Below are 15481 nucleotides of genomic sequence, written 5' to 3' on the forward strand. Positions count from 1 at the left end.
ATGATACTGAGAAAGGGGCCTTTTTCCCATTGGCACAGTTATTTTTTAAATATGGCGCGATGAACAGCGGCAAGTCGATCGAGATCCTCAAAGTTGCCCATAACTACGAAGAACAAAACAAGCATGTCCTGATTTTTACCTCGGCGCTCGATACGCGCGATGAGATGGGTTATGTCTCCTCCCGGATCGGTGTACGCCGTCAGGCGATTGCCATACATGAAGATACGGACATCTATACGATTGTCCAGAACTATACTCCCAAGCCTTCCTGCCTCCTGATCGATGAGTGCCAGTTTCTGAAAAAGGAAGCGGTCCTGCAGCTGGTCGGTATTGTGGATGAACTGAATATCCCGGTCATGGGATTCGGATTGAAAAATGATTTCCAGAACCATCTCTTCGAAGGCAGCAAGTATATGCTACTGTATGCGGACAAGATCGAGGAAATGAAGACCATCTGCTGGTTCTGCGAGCGCAAAGCCACGATGAACCTGCGCATGAAGGACGGTCGTCCCGTATATACCGGGGAACAGATCCAGATTGGCGGCAACGAGAGTTATTATCCGGTGTGCCGCAAGTGTTACAACAATCCGCCAATTTGAGCGGTTGTGGACAGGACAGTGAGCAGGATCGCCGATCTGAACGAATGCGGAAAGGAAGCAGCGTTGCAGGATGAGTGTACATCCGTGCGGTTGTTCGCTGGATAGCGATAGAATGTGTGTAATAACAAAAGGCTGACGATTGCATGGTGGATGCATGACGTCAGCCTTTTTGGTTTTTGCGGAAATGAGCAGGTTGGAGCATCATCCACTCCGGCGAGGAATAAGGGCACGTCTTCCGGTGGAGCGCGGGAATCTGCGGAATTGGGAAGGAATGTAGATTCCCATGCTCCAATGTCGTCCTTTGCCCTTATTTCCTTGCCTGCGTTCCGGGGTTGTAAGGTTGGTTGGTGTCTTTTCTCTTACTTTGTAAGCTTAATCTATGGGGTTATATTTACTTTCTCCAGTTGCAGTTATCATGTATTGCTGCTTGTCCTGCTAGTGTATCGATTGTTTATGTCTTCCCTGCCTTTGACGGCGCAGATCCAACAGCATGAGAAGCCCCATCCAGAGCAGGGCGATCACGTGCAGACCGGCTGCTGTCATGCCGCTGATCATCTGCAGTTGGCTGGTGACAACCTGCCATAGATTGTAGGTAATGGTCAGGCTGAGCAGGGCAGCTAGGCCGATCCATCTGCGGTCCAGCATGGCTGTGAACAGCAGCAGAATCAGAGCGGGGATGCTGTAACGTTCGTGAATTTCTGTCGGCAGCATGAAAAAGGCAAAGGATATCCAGACACCTGCTTTGAGCAGGGCAGCGGTATCGATGGTATGCAGCTTCCAGAGATACACTCCTGCATAGAGAACTGCGAGCAGCAGCAGGATGAAGCCGACATCACGCAGCGAGAGGATGCCCCAAAAGCGTACCGTATCACTCGTATCCGGAGCGGTGCCGACCAGATAGTACCAGATGTTCAGCGCGTTCATCGTCACCTGGGTATACATGCCAACCGCGCTCAGATAGGCGGATCGGATCATCGCCTGTAATCCGCCATAACCGGCAAAATACAGACTGATCCCTGCAAAAGGAATACATAACCCGATCACGATCCACAGCAGCGGACGAAATCGCCTGTTGCCCAGCTCACGCAGCACATACCAGCCCAGCACCGGAGCGATAATAATCGACTGCAGCTTGGTCAGCAGCGCCAGCGCAAACAAAATACCTGCACCCAGCGGAGACACAAGCAGTAGCACGATCGAACCGGCCATCAGCATACCGTTCAGTACATCCACCTGTCCCCATACCGCCCCATTTACGATCAGCGCCGGATTCAGGGCAAATGCTGCCAGCAGCAGCCAGCGGGTCCGATAATCTGTTTTTCCGGACGACCACCAGACGGCCGCTGCAACAGCGATCATATCCAGTACGATGACAATACTTTTATAGGACAGCGATCCCGGCTGCGCTGTTATGCCCAGCAGTTGCAATAACGCTCCATAACCGCTGAGCAGCCAGAGAAACAGCGGCGGATAGTTAATGCCGCCATTATGAACATAGACGCTCCCGAGTCCATATTCCCTCACCTGATTCATCCACTGCACAAACAGCTCCTGATCCGTAACAAATCCGGCATACCGGCTGCCGCACCAGATTCGTATCCCCAGTCCGGCTACCAACAACAGGATCATTCCCCACCACTGCCGCCGGGTGAATCCCGTTCTGCAATGGTACTGCAAAGCAGGCTGCAATCCGGGTGCCACACTTGTAGATGGTCTTCTTCTCATCTGTCGTCCCTCCCTGTTTTTCACAAGTGACAGACGTTTATCCAAGGAAGGCACGGGTCGTTTGGTTACCATGCCAGAAACGTTGCTGCGTTCATTATACAGCGGACGGCACTACCGGTTGCAACCTTGCCGGCCAGATGGGCGCAGATGGTAAAATCATGTTTTGGAACAGATATGACTTATATGGTGAAGTCAAATACTAACGGTACTTCCCCCGGGTACTTTGTCTGATTACTCATGGTTAATATTTCCTGTTCCCAAATAGGTCTTTTTATCGGAAAATGGAAATTGTGCATCTTTTTATAGCAAGGTGCGTAAACATGGGTGTACTTGCAACGAAAGATTCAAAAGGGAGTGAACATCATGCAATATCCTCTACGATACATTGAATGGTCAGAGGACAAACAGCGCGAACTCGGTCTGATCCATGAATACCCATCCCTTCATCAGGATGAGCTTTTTGTGCATAAGCTCGTAGACGCTATCAAATTGAACCACCGGATCTGGGTACACATCTCCCACGAATCCGAGGATACCGGGCGGCATCTGGTATATGCACGTCCTTTCGCAGAGGAACTGCCGCATCCGTATCAGAAAAGTCTCGCCCGCACGATTACCGGGCAAAAGGATTATCCTTCCGCGCTGCAGCCGGAATACTGGCTCTGGAACGGTGACAGATTTGAGCGGATTAGCGGCTACGATTATTCCATGCCGCCACTGGATATCGCCCGTCGGCTGCTGGATCATTACTGGGTAGAGAACGGGATCACGTATGACATGCTTTATACGGTACTGGATGCAGATCGCCAGAAAGTCATGTTTTTCCTGAGTGAGGTGAGACATCCATGACAAGACAGCTACATAACAATCTGAAAACCAACATGCAGGATCAGGCGGTAACTATCCCTCCTGCGACTGTAACTGCCCATATCGGTGCACCGGAGCAGCTGCCTGATGTGACCCGTACGATTACGGAAAGTTCCACCATTCACCAGAACCGTACGGAAAAGTCCGGTCGTTCGCTCGGCTCCAAAGCCCGCATGGCTGCCTTCTCGCTCATGCTGGTCGTACCGGTCGCTCTGACCGGCTGCGGAGACGATGACGATTACTGCGAATACGACCAGAACGGTAATCCATATAATTGCGATGATTCGAGCGGCGGTTCCCATTATTACGGCGGCTACGGCTCTTCCTACAAAAAAGGCAGCTCCGGTTCGCACAGCGGCTTTGGCAGCAGCGGCTCGCACAGCTCTTTCTTTGGAGGGTAACCGGTATGCGTAAGACAGTGACACTGCCGTTATCCCGTGAACAGCTGTTCAGCGGCGAGATTGCCCGCAGAATTCCATATCATGCGATGTACGGAGAGCCGTACTGCCTGCCGGCTATGACAATCTATACAGCAGCAGAGTATGAACAGCTGCGAATCGGTTCGGAGCGGGTCGATCATCTGTACCGAAAAACGCTGCATTTCGTGCAGGAATATCTGCCGGATGACTATCTGGTCGAACAGTTGGGCATTCATCCACTGCTCGCCCGTACTGCCCGCGAGCGTATTCCATGGGATGGACTGACCCGGCTCGACTGGATTATCAGCCTTGACGGTGAACTGAAATGTATTGAAAATAACACCGATACCCCGAGCGGTATACCCGAGGTCGCCTTTCTCGAAGAAGAGCTGCTCTCGCATATACCCGGTCTGCTGCCTGCCTCCGGCCGGATGAACGAGCAGATTCAGTACATGTTCCGGCAGGCACTGGCGTACTACTCGGAGCGCGGGCTGGGCGACAACATTCATTTCACCAGCTATGACTGGCATGAGGAAGACCGGATGAATACAATGTATCTGCTGGAGCAGTGCCAGGCCGCCGGAATCAAAGCAGCCTATGTGCCCCTGGAGCAGCTCACCATCGTACCGGAGCAGGGGTTGTATCATCAGGAGGAACGGATTACGATTCTGTATCGTCTGTATCCGCTCGAATATCTCGTGGAAGACCGGGAGGAAGAGTCCGGCCGGGCAGTCGGCGAGGATCTGCTGCAGCTCGTCGCTGACGGCAGACTCGGCCTGATCAATCCGGCGCAGCATATCATTACGCAGAGTAAAGGATTCATGGCGACATTATGGTCGCTGTATGAACGTAATGACCAGATGCAGGACTACGCCGGATTCACCCTGTTTACTACAGAGGAATGCAGCTGGATCAGGCAGTATCTACTGCCGACCTATTTTACAGATGAACCGTTCCGGCGAGGACAGATTCCGTATGTGTCCAAAGGGTATTTTGGACGTGAAGGCCAAGGAACCCGACTGGTGGAGCAGCCCGGACAGGAAAAATTATCGGTAGAAATGACTCCGTCACCAGATACACCAGATACACCAGATACACCAGATACACCAGATACACCAGATACACCAGATACACCAGATACAGGCGAATTCTACGCTAACCCGGATGATGCTGGCGAACAGTCTGGCCCGGATACAAAAGATAGTACTGCTATATCTCCGGATTCTGATTCTGATCAAGCCGAGCAGGAACGACTCGCTGCAGAAGCAATTACGGCCTATTACGAAGAACAACCCAAAATCTATCAGCAGCTGCATCCGATGGAACCGGTGCGGGCTGTTACACAGGAAGGTACCCATGAGGGGTATCTTCTGACCGGTGCGTTTGTGATCGGCGGGCGCTTTGCCGGACTGCTGCCTCGCATTGGCGGCAAAGTGACGGATAATCTGGCCTGTTACTGCGCGGCGGCTGTCGCACCAGCGGACGAACACTCTGCCTTTGACAGTGAATCGAGCAGTTAAATCGTTCAGAGCTGCACCGATATCCGCCGCTGAACGGAATACAATACGAATTCGAAAACTGCATGATATTGAACGATGCCCGGAGCATCTTATTTACAGGAGGGACTATTGTTGAGACATTTTGGAACGGATTTATTACATGTCGGGATTGGACTGGTCATCTTATTTGCCGTACTGCTGGTCGGTTATTATATATTCAGCCTGGTCACCCGGTATAACGACAACAAGGAGATTGCCGAGGGCAATGAAGCCGCCGGTATGTATATGGGCAGCAAGCTGCTCGGCCTCTGTATTATCGTCGGACTCGTATCGATTAACTCGAACAACTGGCTGGATGTGATTATCTGGTCGGCGGTCGGCATCGCCATTCTATGTCTGGTGTATATCCTATTCGATCTGATCACGCCACGTACCAAAGTATGCGAGCAGATCAAAAACGGCAACATGGCCATGGCCCAACTGCTTCGCTCACTGATCATCGGTATTTCATTTGTGATCGGGACGTTTCTGATGTAAATCGTCTGGATGGATAAAATATACATTGTCGGTATAATATCAAGCTGCACATAAAAACAGCCTCTTCCCTGTATTGGTACAGGAGAAGAGGCTGTTTTGCTGTATCTCGTTAGAAATGGGATTCCACTCAGGAAGCTGCGCCGTAGGAACCCGGTTTGAATGTTTTTGGATCATACCATTTGTAGCCTGCTTGCGGAGCTGCCCATGGTTCTGCCTGCGGCTCTGTGGAAGAAGCCGGTGTCTCGATCGGCAGCAGTGGTGTCGGGCTGTCCAGTGTCAGTCCGCTGACTGCGCTGAAGCTGGTGTAGCTTTCTTTGTTGGCGAGCCATCTCACTGTCTGTACGAGCAGTGTGGCATCGTCCACTTCTTTGAAGCCATCGTAGGTTTTCTTGGATGCGCCGGTCTCTTCACGCAGATATTTTGGTGAAGCATCTTCTACTGGAGAAGAGTCTCCGATAAAGGCTGCTTTGCCCGCGCCTAGCTTGGAGATCGCTGCATAAGGTCCTTCATTGCGTCCGCCGCCATTGTATACGCCCTGATCGACCGCGTTACCCCATTTGGAGACGCCGGACGGTACATAGACGATGCCTTTGGCTTTGCTCGGATCAACGATGGCCAGCGTGGAGCCGGCATGCATCGCTACCGATTTGACCCCTGCCGTAATGCCAAACGACTGATTCGAAGCAACGATATCGGTTGCATTTACATCACCCAGCGCATTGTAGCGGAAACGAATACCAAAGTTCGCACCCAGCCAGTCGGAACTGCTTACACCCTGCATCGCCGGGGAAGCGGCTTCTTCTGCACTCATGCCTTTCGCCGGATTGCTGTAAGCGCCGCGGCGGTAGCCATTCATCGCCTCGGAACCGTCCCAGCGGTTTTTGTTGCGGTCGGCGTTGTAATGATCACCGATAAAGAAAATGCTGCCGCCTGCTTTGACATACTGCAGCATCGCTGCCTGCTCGCTTGATTTGAAAGGAACGTTTGGCTCGGCCAGAACGAATACATCGTAATTTTTGAGCTTGTCATAGGTGATCGCCTGTTCGCCGAATGTGTACGGAATCGGACGCTCCAGCGATTCTACCGTAAATCCGACTGCACGCAGTCCACTGGCAAAATCGGAGAATCCGCCATTGATGACCCAGTCGGCTGCTCCGGCTGTCTGTCCATGCGTATTGTCGAACAGTACTTTTTTGCCTGTGCCATCCGGCAGTGTCGTTCCGGTGCCTGGTGTACCTGGCGTCGGATCGGTTGGATTAGTTGGGTCTGTTGGTGTAGTTCCGCCAATCGTCATCGACGTCGGACTTTTTACACCCGGATAATTATTGTATGTACCTGCGGTACCTGTCACCGTAATCGTCTGACCGATCAGCCCCGGGTTGGATTGCAGTCCAAACTGGGAACGATAGCTGCTTGGAATCTGTACATCCAGCAGCTTGCTGTTGCTGGTCTCCCCTTTGCTGTCTGCCAGCAGCAGATTGTAATCATTGGCAAATGGACTGCTGAAATCCGCCGTCTGTGCCCCACTGGCATGTCCGACAATCACTCCAGTAACGGTAATCGTGCCTGCGGTCTGCGATTGGATCGCCTGTGCAACAGTAAGTGTTGAAGCCGCCTCTGCTTTGGTACCTGGCATACCTCCAAACAGGGATACAGCCGTCAGCATCAGGGCAAAGAAAATCAGATGAAACCTTTGGGATACTGCATTTTGCATGTACGTTCCTCCTCTGGCTAAATGGTCAAACGGTGGGACAGTTGATTCTTTATTTATCATAATTCGTTTTTATCTAGCGCATTCCTCTTTTATGTAAAAATTAAATAAAAAGGAATTTAAATTTGACGGGGAGGCGTGAGGTGGAGAATAGTTACAGCGCTGCGGGAATGGATCCTTCTGTCGCCCTCTGTTAAGAACGGATATCTGGAATAACTGCTTTCAGCAGTAGATATCCGTTCTTAAAGGATGGCTTTAGAAGGATTCCATTCCCTCCGCTCCGTGCTAGGATATCCACTCGCACGTTCCAGAGAAAAGATTTAAATTCCTTTTTGTTAGGGGGAGGGCGGGAAGCAAGATCATAGACGAAAGATGTAGAGAGACGGGTTATAATCTGGCATTAGGTTGCGGATTATTGGTTTTGGGTTATTGACTGCTGATTATTGGCTACTGATTGTTAGTTTTTGGCTTTTGACTGTTGATTTGTGTTAGTTAGTTATTATCTATGAACTATTAGTTGCTTATTACAGGTTGCTAAAAAGTACATTTATAAATGTTAAATTCCCCCTCCCACTTGGTAAGAGGTTACCTCTTTTACATAGTCACACCACGATACGGAGCGGAGGAAAGGAAATAAGGGTAAAGGACGACTTTTAAGCCTGGAGATTCTCATTCCCAATATCCAATTCAAGAATCTCCAGGCTTAACCGGAGGACGTGCCCTTATTCCTTTCTGCAGCGGATGAACCAAAAACCAGAATAATCCCTCTCCCATCACCGTCAAATTAAGTTGCGTAACGCAGAGGATTCTTATAAAATAGCCAAAGTACCAATCATCCTACCTTTGGGAGTGAATATTTTGTTTGACAAGCTGGAAAAGAAATCGCTGGTGGATCAGGTGTATGTGCAGATTGAGCAGCGGATCAAGGAAGGGCACTGGCAGGTCGGTGAGCGCATCCCTCGTGAAGCGGAGCTGATGGAGCAGTTTGGTGTCAGCCGCAATACATTACGGGAAGCGGTACGGGCACTGGTGCATGTGGGGCTGCTGTCTACCCGGCAGGGGGATGGGACCTTCGTGACGGCGAGCAGCGAGCTAAGCTCCGTTCTGCAAAAGCGTGTGCAGCGTTCGACGATGGTGGAGATTATGGAGGTACGCCATGCACTGGACCGGGAAGCGGTTCGGCTGGCCTGTCTGCGGCGGACCGAAGAAGATCTTCAGGCCATGGATCGGTATGCCGACCTGTGTCAGCAGTATACCGACGAGGGCGATGTAGAGGCGTTTGTGGAAGTCGATATGAAGCTGCATCAGAGCATTGTGGCTGCATCGTATAATGGACTGCTGATCGACCTGTATGCCAATTTGTTCGAACAGATTCAGATGTCCATTCTGAGTACGACCGAGATGAGCAATGATCATTACCATACCGGACACCGTGATCTGATTCTGGCGATTCGTGAGCAGCAGCCCGACCGTGCGGCCTCTATTGTCGACAACTATATTTCCCATTTCACCGGTATCATCATGGAAAGGAATTTATAAGCAATGCGCACAACTATCGAAACTCCCGGCTCTTCCGCATCGATGCGGAATATGGCCTTTCTTGTTTTTTGTATCCTGTTTGTATCCATTAATATGCGGGGGCCGATTACCGGTCTGAGTCCGCTGCTGGAACAGATCCGGCAGGACTTTACCGTATCCAATACGATGGCTGGCTTCCTGACGACGATTCCGCTGCTGGCGTTTGCGCTGCTGTCCCCGTTTGTCGCCAGGCTGGCCGGCAGTTATGGCATGGAGAAAATTATTTTCTTTGCCATGGTTATTCTGGTCGTCGGCGGCTGGATGCGTCCGTTCGGCGGCATCAGTATCCTCATCACCGGTACATTCCTGACCGGTCTGGCGATTGCAGTGCTGAATGTGATTCTGCCCGGGCTGATCAAGCGGGAATTCCCGCTCCGCATCGGGATTATGACCAGCGTCTACTCGATCTGTACCAATGTATTTGCCGCGCTTGCATCCGCGCTTAGCCTGCCGCTGGCGGTCAATGCCGGACTGGGCTGGCAGGGTTCGCTGCTCACCTGGACGGTGCTGGCGATGGCCTCCCTGCTCTGCTGGATTCCGCAGCTGCGTCACAACAAAGTCGCCAAGCTGGCTGCCCGTTCGCACACTTCCGGTCACAGCGTATGGAAGTCACCGATCGCTTGGAAAATCACCTTTTTCATGGGACTGCAGTCGATGATCTATTACGTGTCCATTGCCTGGCTGCCGGATATTTTGCAGGAGCAGGGCATGAGCCGCGTACAGTCCGGTTATATGCTGTCCCTGATGCAGTTCTCGATGCTGCCGTTTAATTTTATTATTCCGATTCTGGCCGCCCGGCTGAAGACACAGCGCGTACTCGTATTCGGCACGGTCGTGCTGTATCTGATCGCACTGCTCGGCATTATGATGGGCAGCGGGCATATGGGCTGGATTGCTTTTTGTCTGGTTCTGCTCGGGATTGCCGGGGCCGCCGCCTTCAGTCTATCGATGATGTTCTTCAACCTGCGCACCCGTACACCAGAAGAGGCCACCGAAGTATCCGGCATGGCCCAATCTGTCGGATATCTGCTCGCTGCGTGCGGACCGACCCTGTTCGGTGTGCTGCATGATACGACAGGTACATGGACGATTCCGCTGATGCTGCTCGTCGCTGCTGCAGCCAGTCTGATGTACACGGGATTCGGTGCAGGAAGCCGCGGATTCATTTATCCAGAGACGACAAATGACAAAAATATACGTACTATCGATTAATAACTATAAAATAGGGTATGATTTATAAGAAGCAATCTTAGCGACCAAGAGGAGGAACTCAATCATGACAACTGATATCCGCTCCACCAAAAAACTGAACAATGGCGTAGAAATGCCCTGGTTCGGTCTCGGCGTATGGCAGGTAGAAGAAGGCGAAGACGCAACACAGTCCGTTACGGCCGCTATCAAGGCAGGCTATATTTCCATCGATACCGCTGCCGCCTACAAAAACGAGGAAAGTGTCGGTAAAGCGATCCGCGACTCCGGCGTTCCCCGTGACCAGCTGTTCATCACTTCCAAGCTGTGGAATGGTGACCAGGGCTATGAATCCGCACTCGCAGCCTTTGACGCGACAATGGAGAAACTCGGTCTGGACGTACTGGATCTGTACCTGATCCACTGGCCGGTAAAAGGCAAATACAAAGATTCCTGGCGCGCTATGGAGAAACTGTACAAAGAAGGCCGCATCCGTGCCATCGGCGTAAGTAACTTCCAGCCGCATCATCTCGACGATCTGCTCGCCGACGCAGAAGTAGTACCTGCAGTGAACCAGATCGAATTCCATCCTCTGCTGACGCAAAACGAACTGCTCGACTACTGCGCCCAAAAAGGCATCCAGGTCGAAGCCTGGTCCCCACTCGCGCAAGGCAAGCTGTTCGATAACGAAGTCGTAACCGCCATTGCCGAGAAATACGGCAAGAGCCCGGCTCAGGTACTGCTGCGCTGGGTACTGGACAAAGGCGTAGTCGTGCTGACCCGCTCGGTCAAAGAAGAGCGTATCGTGGATAACGCGAACATTTTCGACTTCCAGCTTACAGCGGATGAAGTGGATCAGCTGAATGCACTCAACAAAAACGAGCGCACCGGTCCGGATCCGGACAACTTCAACTTCTAATTCTGTTCTGCAGCACTGCTGTGGATATACAGGCACATCGGGCTATCCCGGTGTGCCTTTTTGATATGTGGGCATATAAAAAAGCCCCCGTCTGCACGGAGGCCTATCCATATAATTATATCTGTTACCGATTATGTCCCAAGCTATAAGTTAAGTATGTGCTCGTTCCACCACTTATAATCCCAGCTTGAATGCTTATGACCCTACGATTGAACTTCGAGTACCTAATAATGCCTGCTTCAAATGATTGTAATGGTTAAGTATGGTGTCTACTCTTCTCGACTGGTCCAATACGCGGTGGTCCTGAAGGTCATAAAACTGTACCATTTCATTAAGTTCCCGGCGCTCTTGTTCGATGCATGCTTCAATCAATTTAAGCTCTTCCAAGAAACTCACCTCCTGCCGCGATGTCTTGAAGAAACAGCTGCGATCTCTATCTGTTTATTCTATCTTTATGCAGTCTGTCATCTACTACTCTGTCTACGAATTTTACCAAACGATTCCTATTTCTACCATGTTACAATTACATGTACTTTAGATTATAAAGTGACTAAAAGCTAAAGGATGTCCTTTATGCTTTATAGAAATATAACACAACCGGAAGCCCTGGTGCATGAAAATTGCATGAATGCTGCACACAGGTCTTCCGGTTGTATAAAGGTTAATCCGTAATAACCTGAGTTAATGGGCCGCTGCCGAAGTGTCCAGAACGGTCGACCTTGGTCTGCAAATATTTCTCGTTAAATTCGGAAATGTCGCCCCATAGCGGCACTCTGCCGCTCACTTCCGCACCGGAGCGCTGAAGGGCATCCAGTTTGCGCGGATTGTTGGTGATCAGGGTGACCGGCAGCTGACGCAGCTGATTCAGTACGGCAATCGCATCGTCATAGTTACGCATATCGTCTTCAAAGCCCAGTTCCAGATTGGCTTCGACCGTATCGAGTCCCTGTTCCTGCAACACATAGGCCATCGCTTTGCTGAACAGGCCGATACCGCGTCCTTCGTGGTTGGCCAGATAGAACAGCGCACCCGATCCGTGAGCGGCGATCATTTTCATCGACTGCTTGAGCTGGTAGCCGCAGTCACAGCGCTTGCTGCCGAAAATATCACCGGTATGACAGATGCTGTGCATCCGGATCAGCGCATCCGGCGATTCCTTGAAATCACCATAGACGAGGACGCTGGACTGCTGGGCTTCGGCCAGATTGGAGGAAGAGAGCATCTCGATAATGGCGGCGTGGTCATAGCTGCGATCTCCGCAGTCGGCGCCCGGCATGCTGTCGCAGCGCAGCCAGCAGTACCACTGGAACACAACGGTCTCGCCGTCCAGATTGACCGGCAGACGGATCGGGCCGACCAGATAGATGGATTTCTCGCCGGTCGGTACGATTTGAATGTGATTCTGGAGTGCAGCTGCAATTTTAGGGTTGATCATATCAATTACCTCCGGAAATGGGGATGCTGTATTTGTAAATACGTTACTGGGTGCCAATTGGATCAGCAACCGGCCTGCAACACTTGATTGAGGTTGATCCGGACTTCTATACTTACTCTAACAGAGAATTGTTAATCCTGTATCGCGATTTCAAGCTGATTTCCCAGGAAATAAGCTCTCATCAGGAACGATAGGCTGGAAACTGGTCACGAAAGCCGGCTTCCCGCGTGAACTGGCTGTCCAGTTCATCGGCCGTCTCCTGACGGCGCAGCTGTTCAAAAACACCGAGCCGCTCCGAACTCACATCGTCTGCAGCCAGCGCCTCCAGCAGCAGCGGGGCGAGCACATGGGCATCCTGCATCGCGCTGTTCACGCCGATCGCTCCGGTCGGGCTAAACGTATGGGCAGCATCGCCCATAATGACCAGTCCCGGCTGTACCCAGGTATCACATACACAGCTCTGCACCTTGAGCAGAACAAAGTCATTCCAGGAGCGGATATGCTCCTGCACAGTGACCTGCAGCTGTGGAAAGGCATGAATCAGTGCTTCGGCAAACGGATCAACCGGCGACTTGCGCAGCTGCGGATACGTATCCTGCGGAATATTCCAGCCGATCTGGATATAGCCGCCCTGCTGGGTGAACAGCGCCAACTGTGCCTCCTGTGCCAGCGCCATACGCACGGTGGGCGGCCAGCCGTCCGGTGCAGGAATACGGGCCCACAGCAGATCAAATCCATGCTTGATAATGGTCGCCTGAATGCCAGCGAGCTTGCGAACGGTCGAATATCTGCCATCCGCCCCGATGACCAAACGGCTGTGAATCGTCAGCTCTTCGCCATCGTAACGAACGCGGACACCGGTAACCTGGTGATCCACCGGGTCCCGGATCAAGTCGGTGACGGTTGTATCCATCATAAGGCGGTAATTGGGGAACTTCAAGGATTGCCCGAGCAGAACGTGCAGCAGATTCTTTTGCGGCACATGGATGCCGGTATGCTCCTCGCCCGGTCCCGGCAGAATGGTCTTGATAATCTGTCCATCCTGAAAATACTCTACACGTTCCATATGCAGCAGTCCTTCCCGGCGAACCTGCTCATATAGTCCATGCTGACGGAGAATCCGCTCGCCCACCGCATTCAGATGTTCACCGCGGAACTCTTTGTCAATATGTCCGTGCCGTTCCAGCAGGATCACCGATACACCCTGGGCAGCAAGCAGATAACCAAGCAATGCTCCGCCCGGCCCTGCTCCGACAATGCAGACCTGTGTATTCAGATCCATCGTATTCTCCTTTCTCTGATGATTCTCAGTATCTTTATTTGTCATAGCAATTATATTTACGGTCGTTAACTTACTTTTAATAAGTAGATTATATTTAAGTGAAAGGGTCTTGTCAACTTTCATAGAATCCTCTCGAGGCAGCACACAAAAAGCACCTCTTATCGTTATCGGCGCGGATACTCCAAAGTTTATCCGGCGATGACCATAAAAGATGCTTTTGCACAGGCTTCATATCCTGAGACTTATACATGAGACTTACAAACGGTACTTAATTGTGGCCCAGAGCGCCGGCTGTATGGTCTTGGACTATTTTACCGAGGATTTGTAAAAGGGGTTATCACTTCTGTGCAGACAGGGATTATTGTAAAACAGCCAAAAGCAGCAGCCGGGTTCTGTCCTGGCTGCTGCTTGTATTATATGGTCTGATGCTGTGTTGTATGATCTGGTGTTATATGGTCTAGTGCGCTGTTCAATACAACTTGCTGGCTGCTTCGGGATGAAATGGCTTCAGCTCGTCCAGTCGACCATCGCGAACCTTGGCTGCCCATGCCGGATCGGCCAATAGTGCACGCCCGATGGCGATCAGGTCGAATTCTCCGGCGTTCAGGCGTTCGGTCAGATCATGGAGGCCTGCTGTCTCGGAACCTTGTCCGGCCATAAATTCGCTAACGTCCCCCTGCAGCCCAACCGAGCCGACTGAGATCACCGGTTGGCCGGTAATCTGCTTGGCCCAACCTGCCAGACCGAGTGATGATCCCTCGAAAGCCGGCTCCCAGAAGCGGCGGGTCGAAGCATGGAAAATGTCCACCCCTGCTGCTGCCAGCGGCTTCAGCACCTCAGCCAGCTCCTCCGGATTCCGGGCCAACCGGGCTGTATACACAGGAAACTTCCACTGGGAGAAGCGGAAAATGATCGGAAAGTCCGGTCCTACAGCGCGGCGGCAGGCTTCAATAACCTCTACAGCAAACCGGGTACGGCTCGCAATACTGCCGCCGTATTCGTCGGTCCGGCGGTTCGTGCCTTCCCATAGAAACTGGTCAATCAGATAGCCATGAGCCCCATGCAGCTCAATCCCGTCAAATCCCAGTCTTTGCGCCTCGGCAGCAGCTTCGGCATAAGCAGCCACCACTTCACGGATCTGCTCCACAGTCATCGGCTCTCCCTGCTGCTCCCCATTTACATCAAGCCCCGATGGACTGATTGACGGCGCCGCCCCATCCGGCTGGGGAATAGCGGCTCTGGCGATTCCGGCATGCATCAGCTGCGGAATGATTTTTCCGCCGACACGGTGCACTTCGTCCACCACATGCTTCCAACCGGCCCGGGCCGCCTCGCTGCCAAAGTCCGGGGAATTGGCCGGGTCCTGATTGGCGGACGGATGTGGGATCGATACATTTTCCGTAATGATCAGGCCTACCTGCTGTTCGGCACGACGGCGATAATAGTCGGCCACATCGGGACCAGGCACACCATTCGGGGAGAATCCCCGCGCCATCGGTGCCATTACGATCCGGCTGGACAATTCGAGCGGTCCGTAACGAAAAGGTTCAAACAGCGGTGCAGCAGAATGAGTCTGGGCGATTTGCGAATTATTTTCGGTAAAAGTCATTTATGGATTACCTCCAGTATCATTTTCGTTTATACTATAATCGTTCTATTACAATAATTACTTTCGAGAAATAAATATGAAAAAGTAAGTTATATGACAGCAATTATTCCTCA

General features: G+C 51.7%; 14 protein-coding genes. 8 read left to right on the top strand and 6 right to left on the bottom strand.

The window, feature by feature from the left end; genetic code table 11:
- Positions 1 to 29 precede the first annotated feature (29 nt).
- Positions 30 to 599 (top strand): thymidine kinase, encoded by a 570-nt coding sequence (locus WH45_RS07465; RefSeq protein WP_046213771.1) that lies wholly within the window; start codon positions 30 to 32, stop codon positions 597 to 599.
- 435 nt (positions 600 to 1034) lie between these two features.
- Here the strand turns inward: WH45_RS07465 and WH45_RS07470 are convergent, their stop codons facing one another.
- Positions 1035 to 2324 (bottom strand): hypothetical protein, encoded by a 1290-nt coding sequence (locus WH45_RS07470; protein ID WP_162198440.1) that lies wholly within the window; start codon positions 2322 to 2324, stop codon positions 1035 to 1037.
- A 363-nt stretch (positions 2325 to 2687) separates the two neighbouring features.
- On the opposite strand from WH45_RS07470, the gene WH45_RS07475 reads away from it, so the two are divergent.
- The 4 genes from WH45_RS07475 (at position 2688) to WH45_RS07490 (ending at position 5646) form a co-directional block, all read left to right on the top strand.
- Positions 2688 to 3173, top strand: coding sequence for a hypothetical protein (locus WH45_RS07475; RefSeq protein WP_046213772.1), 486 nt, complete (start codon positions 2688 to 2690; stop codon positions 3171 to 3173).
- The gene (locus WH45_RS24115; RefSeq protein ID WP_324292924.1) at positions 3170 to 3592 is read left to right on the top strand and encodes a hypothetical protein; all 423 of its coding nucleotides are present in this window, start codon (positions 3170 to 3172) and stop codon (positions 3590 to 3592) included. The genes WH45_RS07475 and WH45_RS24115 overlap by 4 nt, the downstream gene beginning before the upstream one ends.
- Before the next feature lie 5 nt (positions 3593 to 3597).
- A complete protein-coding gene (locus tag WH45_RS07485; RefSeq protein ID WP_046213773.1) occupies positions 3598 to 5130 on the top strand; it encodes a glutathionylspermidine synthase family protein in 1533 nt (510 codons plus the stop codon).
- Between the two features lie 75 nt (positions 5131 to 5205).
- Entirely contained in the window at positions 5206 to 5646 is a 441-nt protein-coding gene (locus WH45_RS07490) for a DUF350 domain-containing protein (RefSeq protein WP_046213774.1), read from the top strand.
- Between the two features lie 127 nt (positions 5647 to 5773).
- Here WH45_RS07490 and WH45_RS07495 read toward each other — a convergent pair whose 3' ends face one another.
- A complete protein-coding gene (locus WH45_RS07495; protein WP_235338320.1) occupies positions 5774 to 7312 on the bottom strand; it encodes a DUF6359 domain-containing protein in 1539 nt (512 codons plus the stop codon).
- Positions 7313 to 8215: 903 nt separating this feature from the next.
- Here WH45_RS07495 and WH45_RS07500 point away from each other — a divergent pair.
- The 3 genes from WH45_RS07500 (at position 8216) to WH45_RS07510 (ending at position 11042) form a co-directional block, all read left to right on the top strand.
- Entirely contained in the window at positions 8216 to 8896 is a 681-nt protein-coding gene (locus WH45_RS07500; RefSeq protein ID WP_046213775.1) for a FadR/GntR family transcriptional regulator, read from the top strand.
- 3 nt (positions 8897 to 8899) lie between these two features.
- Positions 8900 to 10147 (top strand): CynX/NimT family MFS transporter, encoded by a 1248-nt coding sequence (locus WH45_RS07505; RefSeq protein ID WP_046213776.1) that lies wholly within the window; start codon positions 8900 to 8902, stop codon positions 10145 to 10147.
- A 64-nt stretch (positions 10148 to 10211) separates the two neighbouring features.
- Positions 10212 to 11042, top strand: a complete 831-nt coding sequence (locus WH45_RS07510) for an aldo/keto reductase (RefSeq protein ID WP_046213777.1) — start codon at positions 10212 to 10214, stop codon at positions 11040 to 11042.
- Between the two features lie 195 nt (positions 11043 to 11237).
- Here WH45_RS07510 and WH45_RS07515 read toward each other — a convergent pair whose 3' ends face one another.
- The 4 genes from WH45_RS07515 to WH45_RS07530 all read right to left on the bottom strand — a co-directional run bounded on the left by WH45_RS07515 (position 11238) and on the right by WH45_RS07530 (position 15368).
- Positions 11238 to 11429 (bottom strand): aspartyl-phosphate phosphatase Spo0E family protein, encoded by a 192-nt coding sequence (locus WH45_RS07515; RefSeq protein WP_046213778.1) that lies wholly within the window; start codon positions 11427 to 11429, stop codon positions 11238 to 11240.
- A gap of 274 nt (positions 11430 to 11703) precedes the next feature.
- Positions 11704 to 12477, bottom strand: coding sequence for a GTP cyclohydrolase II (locus WH45_RS07520; RefSeq protein ID WP_046213779.1), 774 nt, complete (start codon positions 12475 to 12477; stop codon positions 11704 to 11706).
- Positions 12478 to 12658: 181 nt separating this feature from the next.
- Positions 12659 to 13759 carry an FAD-dependent monooxygenase gene (locus tag WH45_RS07525; protein WP_046213780.1) on the bottom strand — a complete coding sequence of 367 codons (1101 nt, stop codon included), beginning with the start codon at positions 13757 to 13759 and terminating at the stop codon, positions 12659 to 12661.
- A 469-nt stretch (positions 13760 to 14228) separates the two neighbouring features.
- A complete protein-coding gene (locus WH45_RS07530; RefSeq protein ID WP_046213781.1) occupies positions 14229 to 15368 on the bottom strand; it encodes an NADH:flavin oxidoreductase in 1140 nt (379 codons plus the stop codon).
- Positions 15369 to 15481: the final 113 nt, after the last annotated feature.

This window comes from Paenibacillus wulumuqiensis, from assembly GCF_000971965.1.
In the GTDB taxonomy this organism is placed as follows: Bacteria; Bacillota; Bacilli; order Paenibacillales; family Paenibacillaceae; genus Saccharibacillus; species Saccharibacillus wulumuqiensis.

Bases quoted from the DNA above. Each gene is read 5' to 3' on its own strand.
- WH45_RS07470 (WP_162198440.1), bottom strand. From the start codon at position 2,324: ATGAGAAGAAGACCATCTACAAGTGTGGCACCCGGATTGCAGCCTGCT.
- WH45_RS07475 (WP_046213772.1), top strand. From the start codon at position 2,688: ATGCAATATCCTCTACGATACATTGAATGGTCAGAGGACAAACAGCGC.
- WH45_RS24115 (WP_324292924.1), top strand. From the start codon at position 3,170: ATGACAAGACAGCTACATAACAATCTGAAAACCAACATGCAGGATCAG.
- WH45_RS07485 (WP_046213773.1), top strand. From the start codon at position 3,598: ATGCGTAAGACAGTGACACTGCCGTTATCCCGTGAACAGCTGTTCAGC.
- WH45_RS07490 (WP_046213774.1), top strand. From the start codon at position 5,206: ATGCCCGGAGCATCTTATTTACAGGAGGGACTATTGTTGAGACATTTT.
- WH45_RS07495 (WP_235338320.1), bottom strand. From the start codon at position 7,312: ATGCTGACGGCTGTATCCCTGTTTGGAGGTATGCCAGGTACCAAAGCA.
- WH45_RS07505 (WP_046213776.1), top strand. From the start codon at position 8,900: ATGCGCACAACTATCGAAACTCCCGGCTCTTCCGCATCGATGCGGAAT.
- WH45_RS07510 (WP_046213777.1), top strand. From the start codon at position 10,212: ATGACAACTGATATCCGCTCCACCAAAAAACTGAACAATGGCGTAGAA.
- WH45_RS07520 (WP_046213779.1), bottom strand. From the start codon at position 12,477: ATGATCAACCCTAAAATTGCAGCTGCACTCCAGAATCACATTCAAATC.
- WH45_RS07525 (WP_046213780.1), bottom strand. From the start codon at position 13,759: ATGGATCTGAATACACAGGTCTGCATTGTCGGAGCAGGGCCGGGCGGA.
- WH45_RS07530 (WP_046213781.1), bottom strand. From the start codon at position 15,368: ATGACTTTTACCGAAAATAATTCGCAAATCGCCCAGACTCATTCTGCT.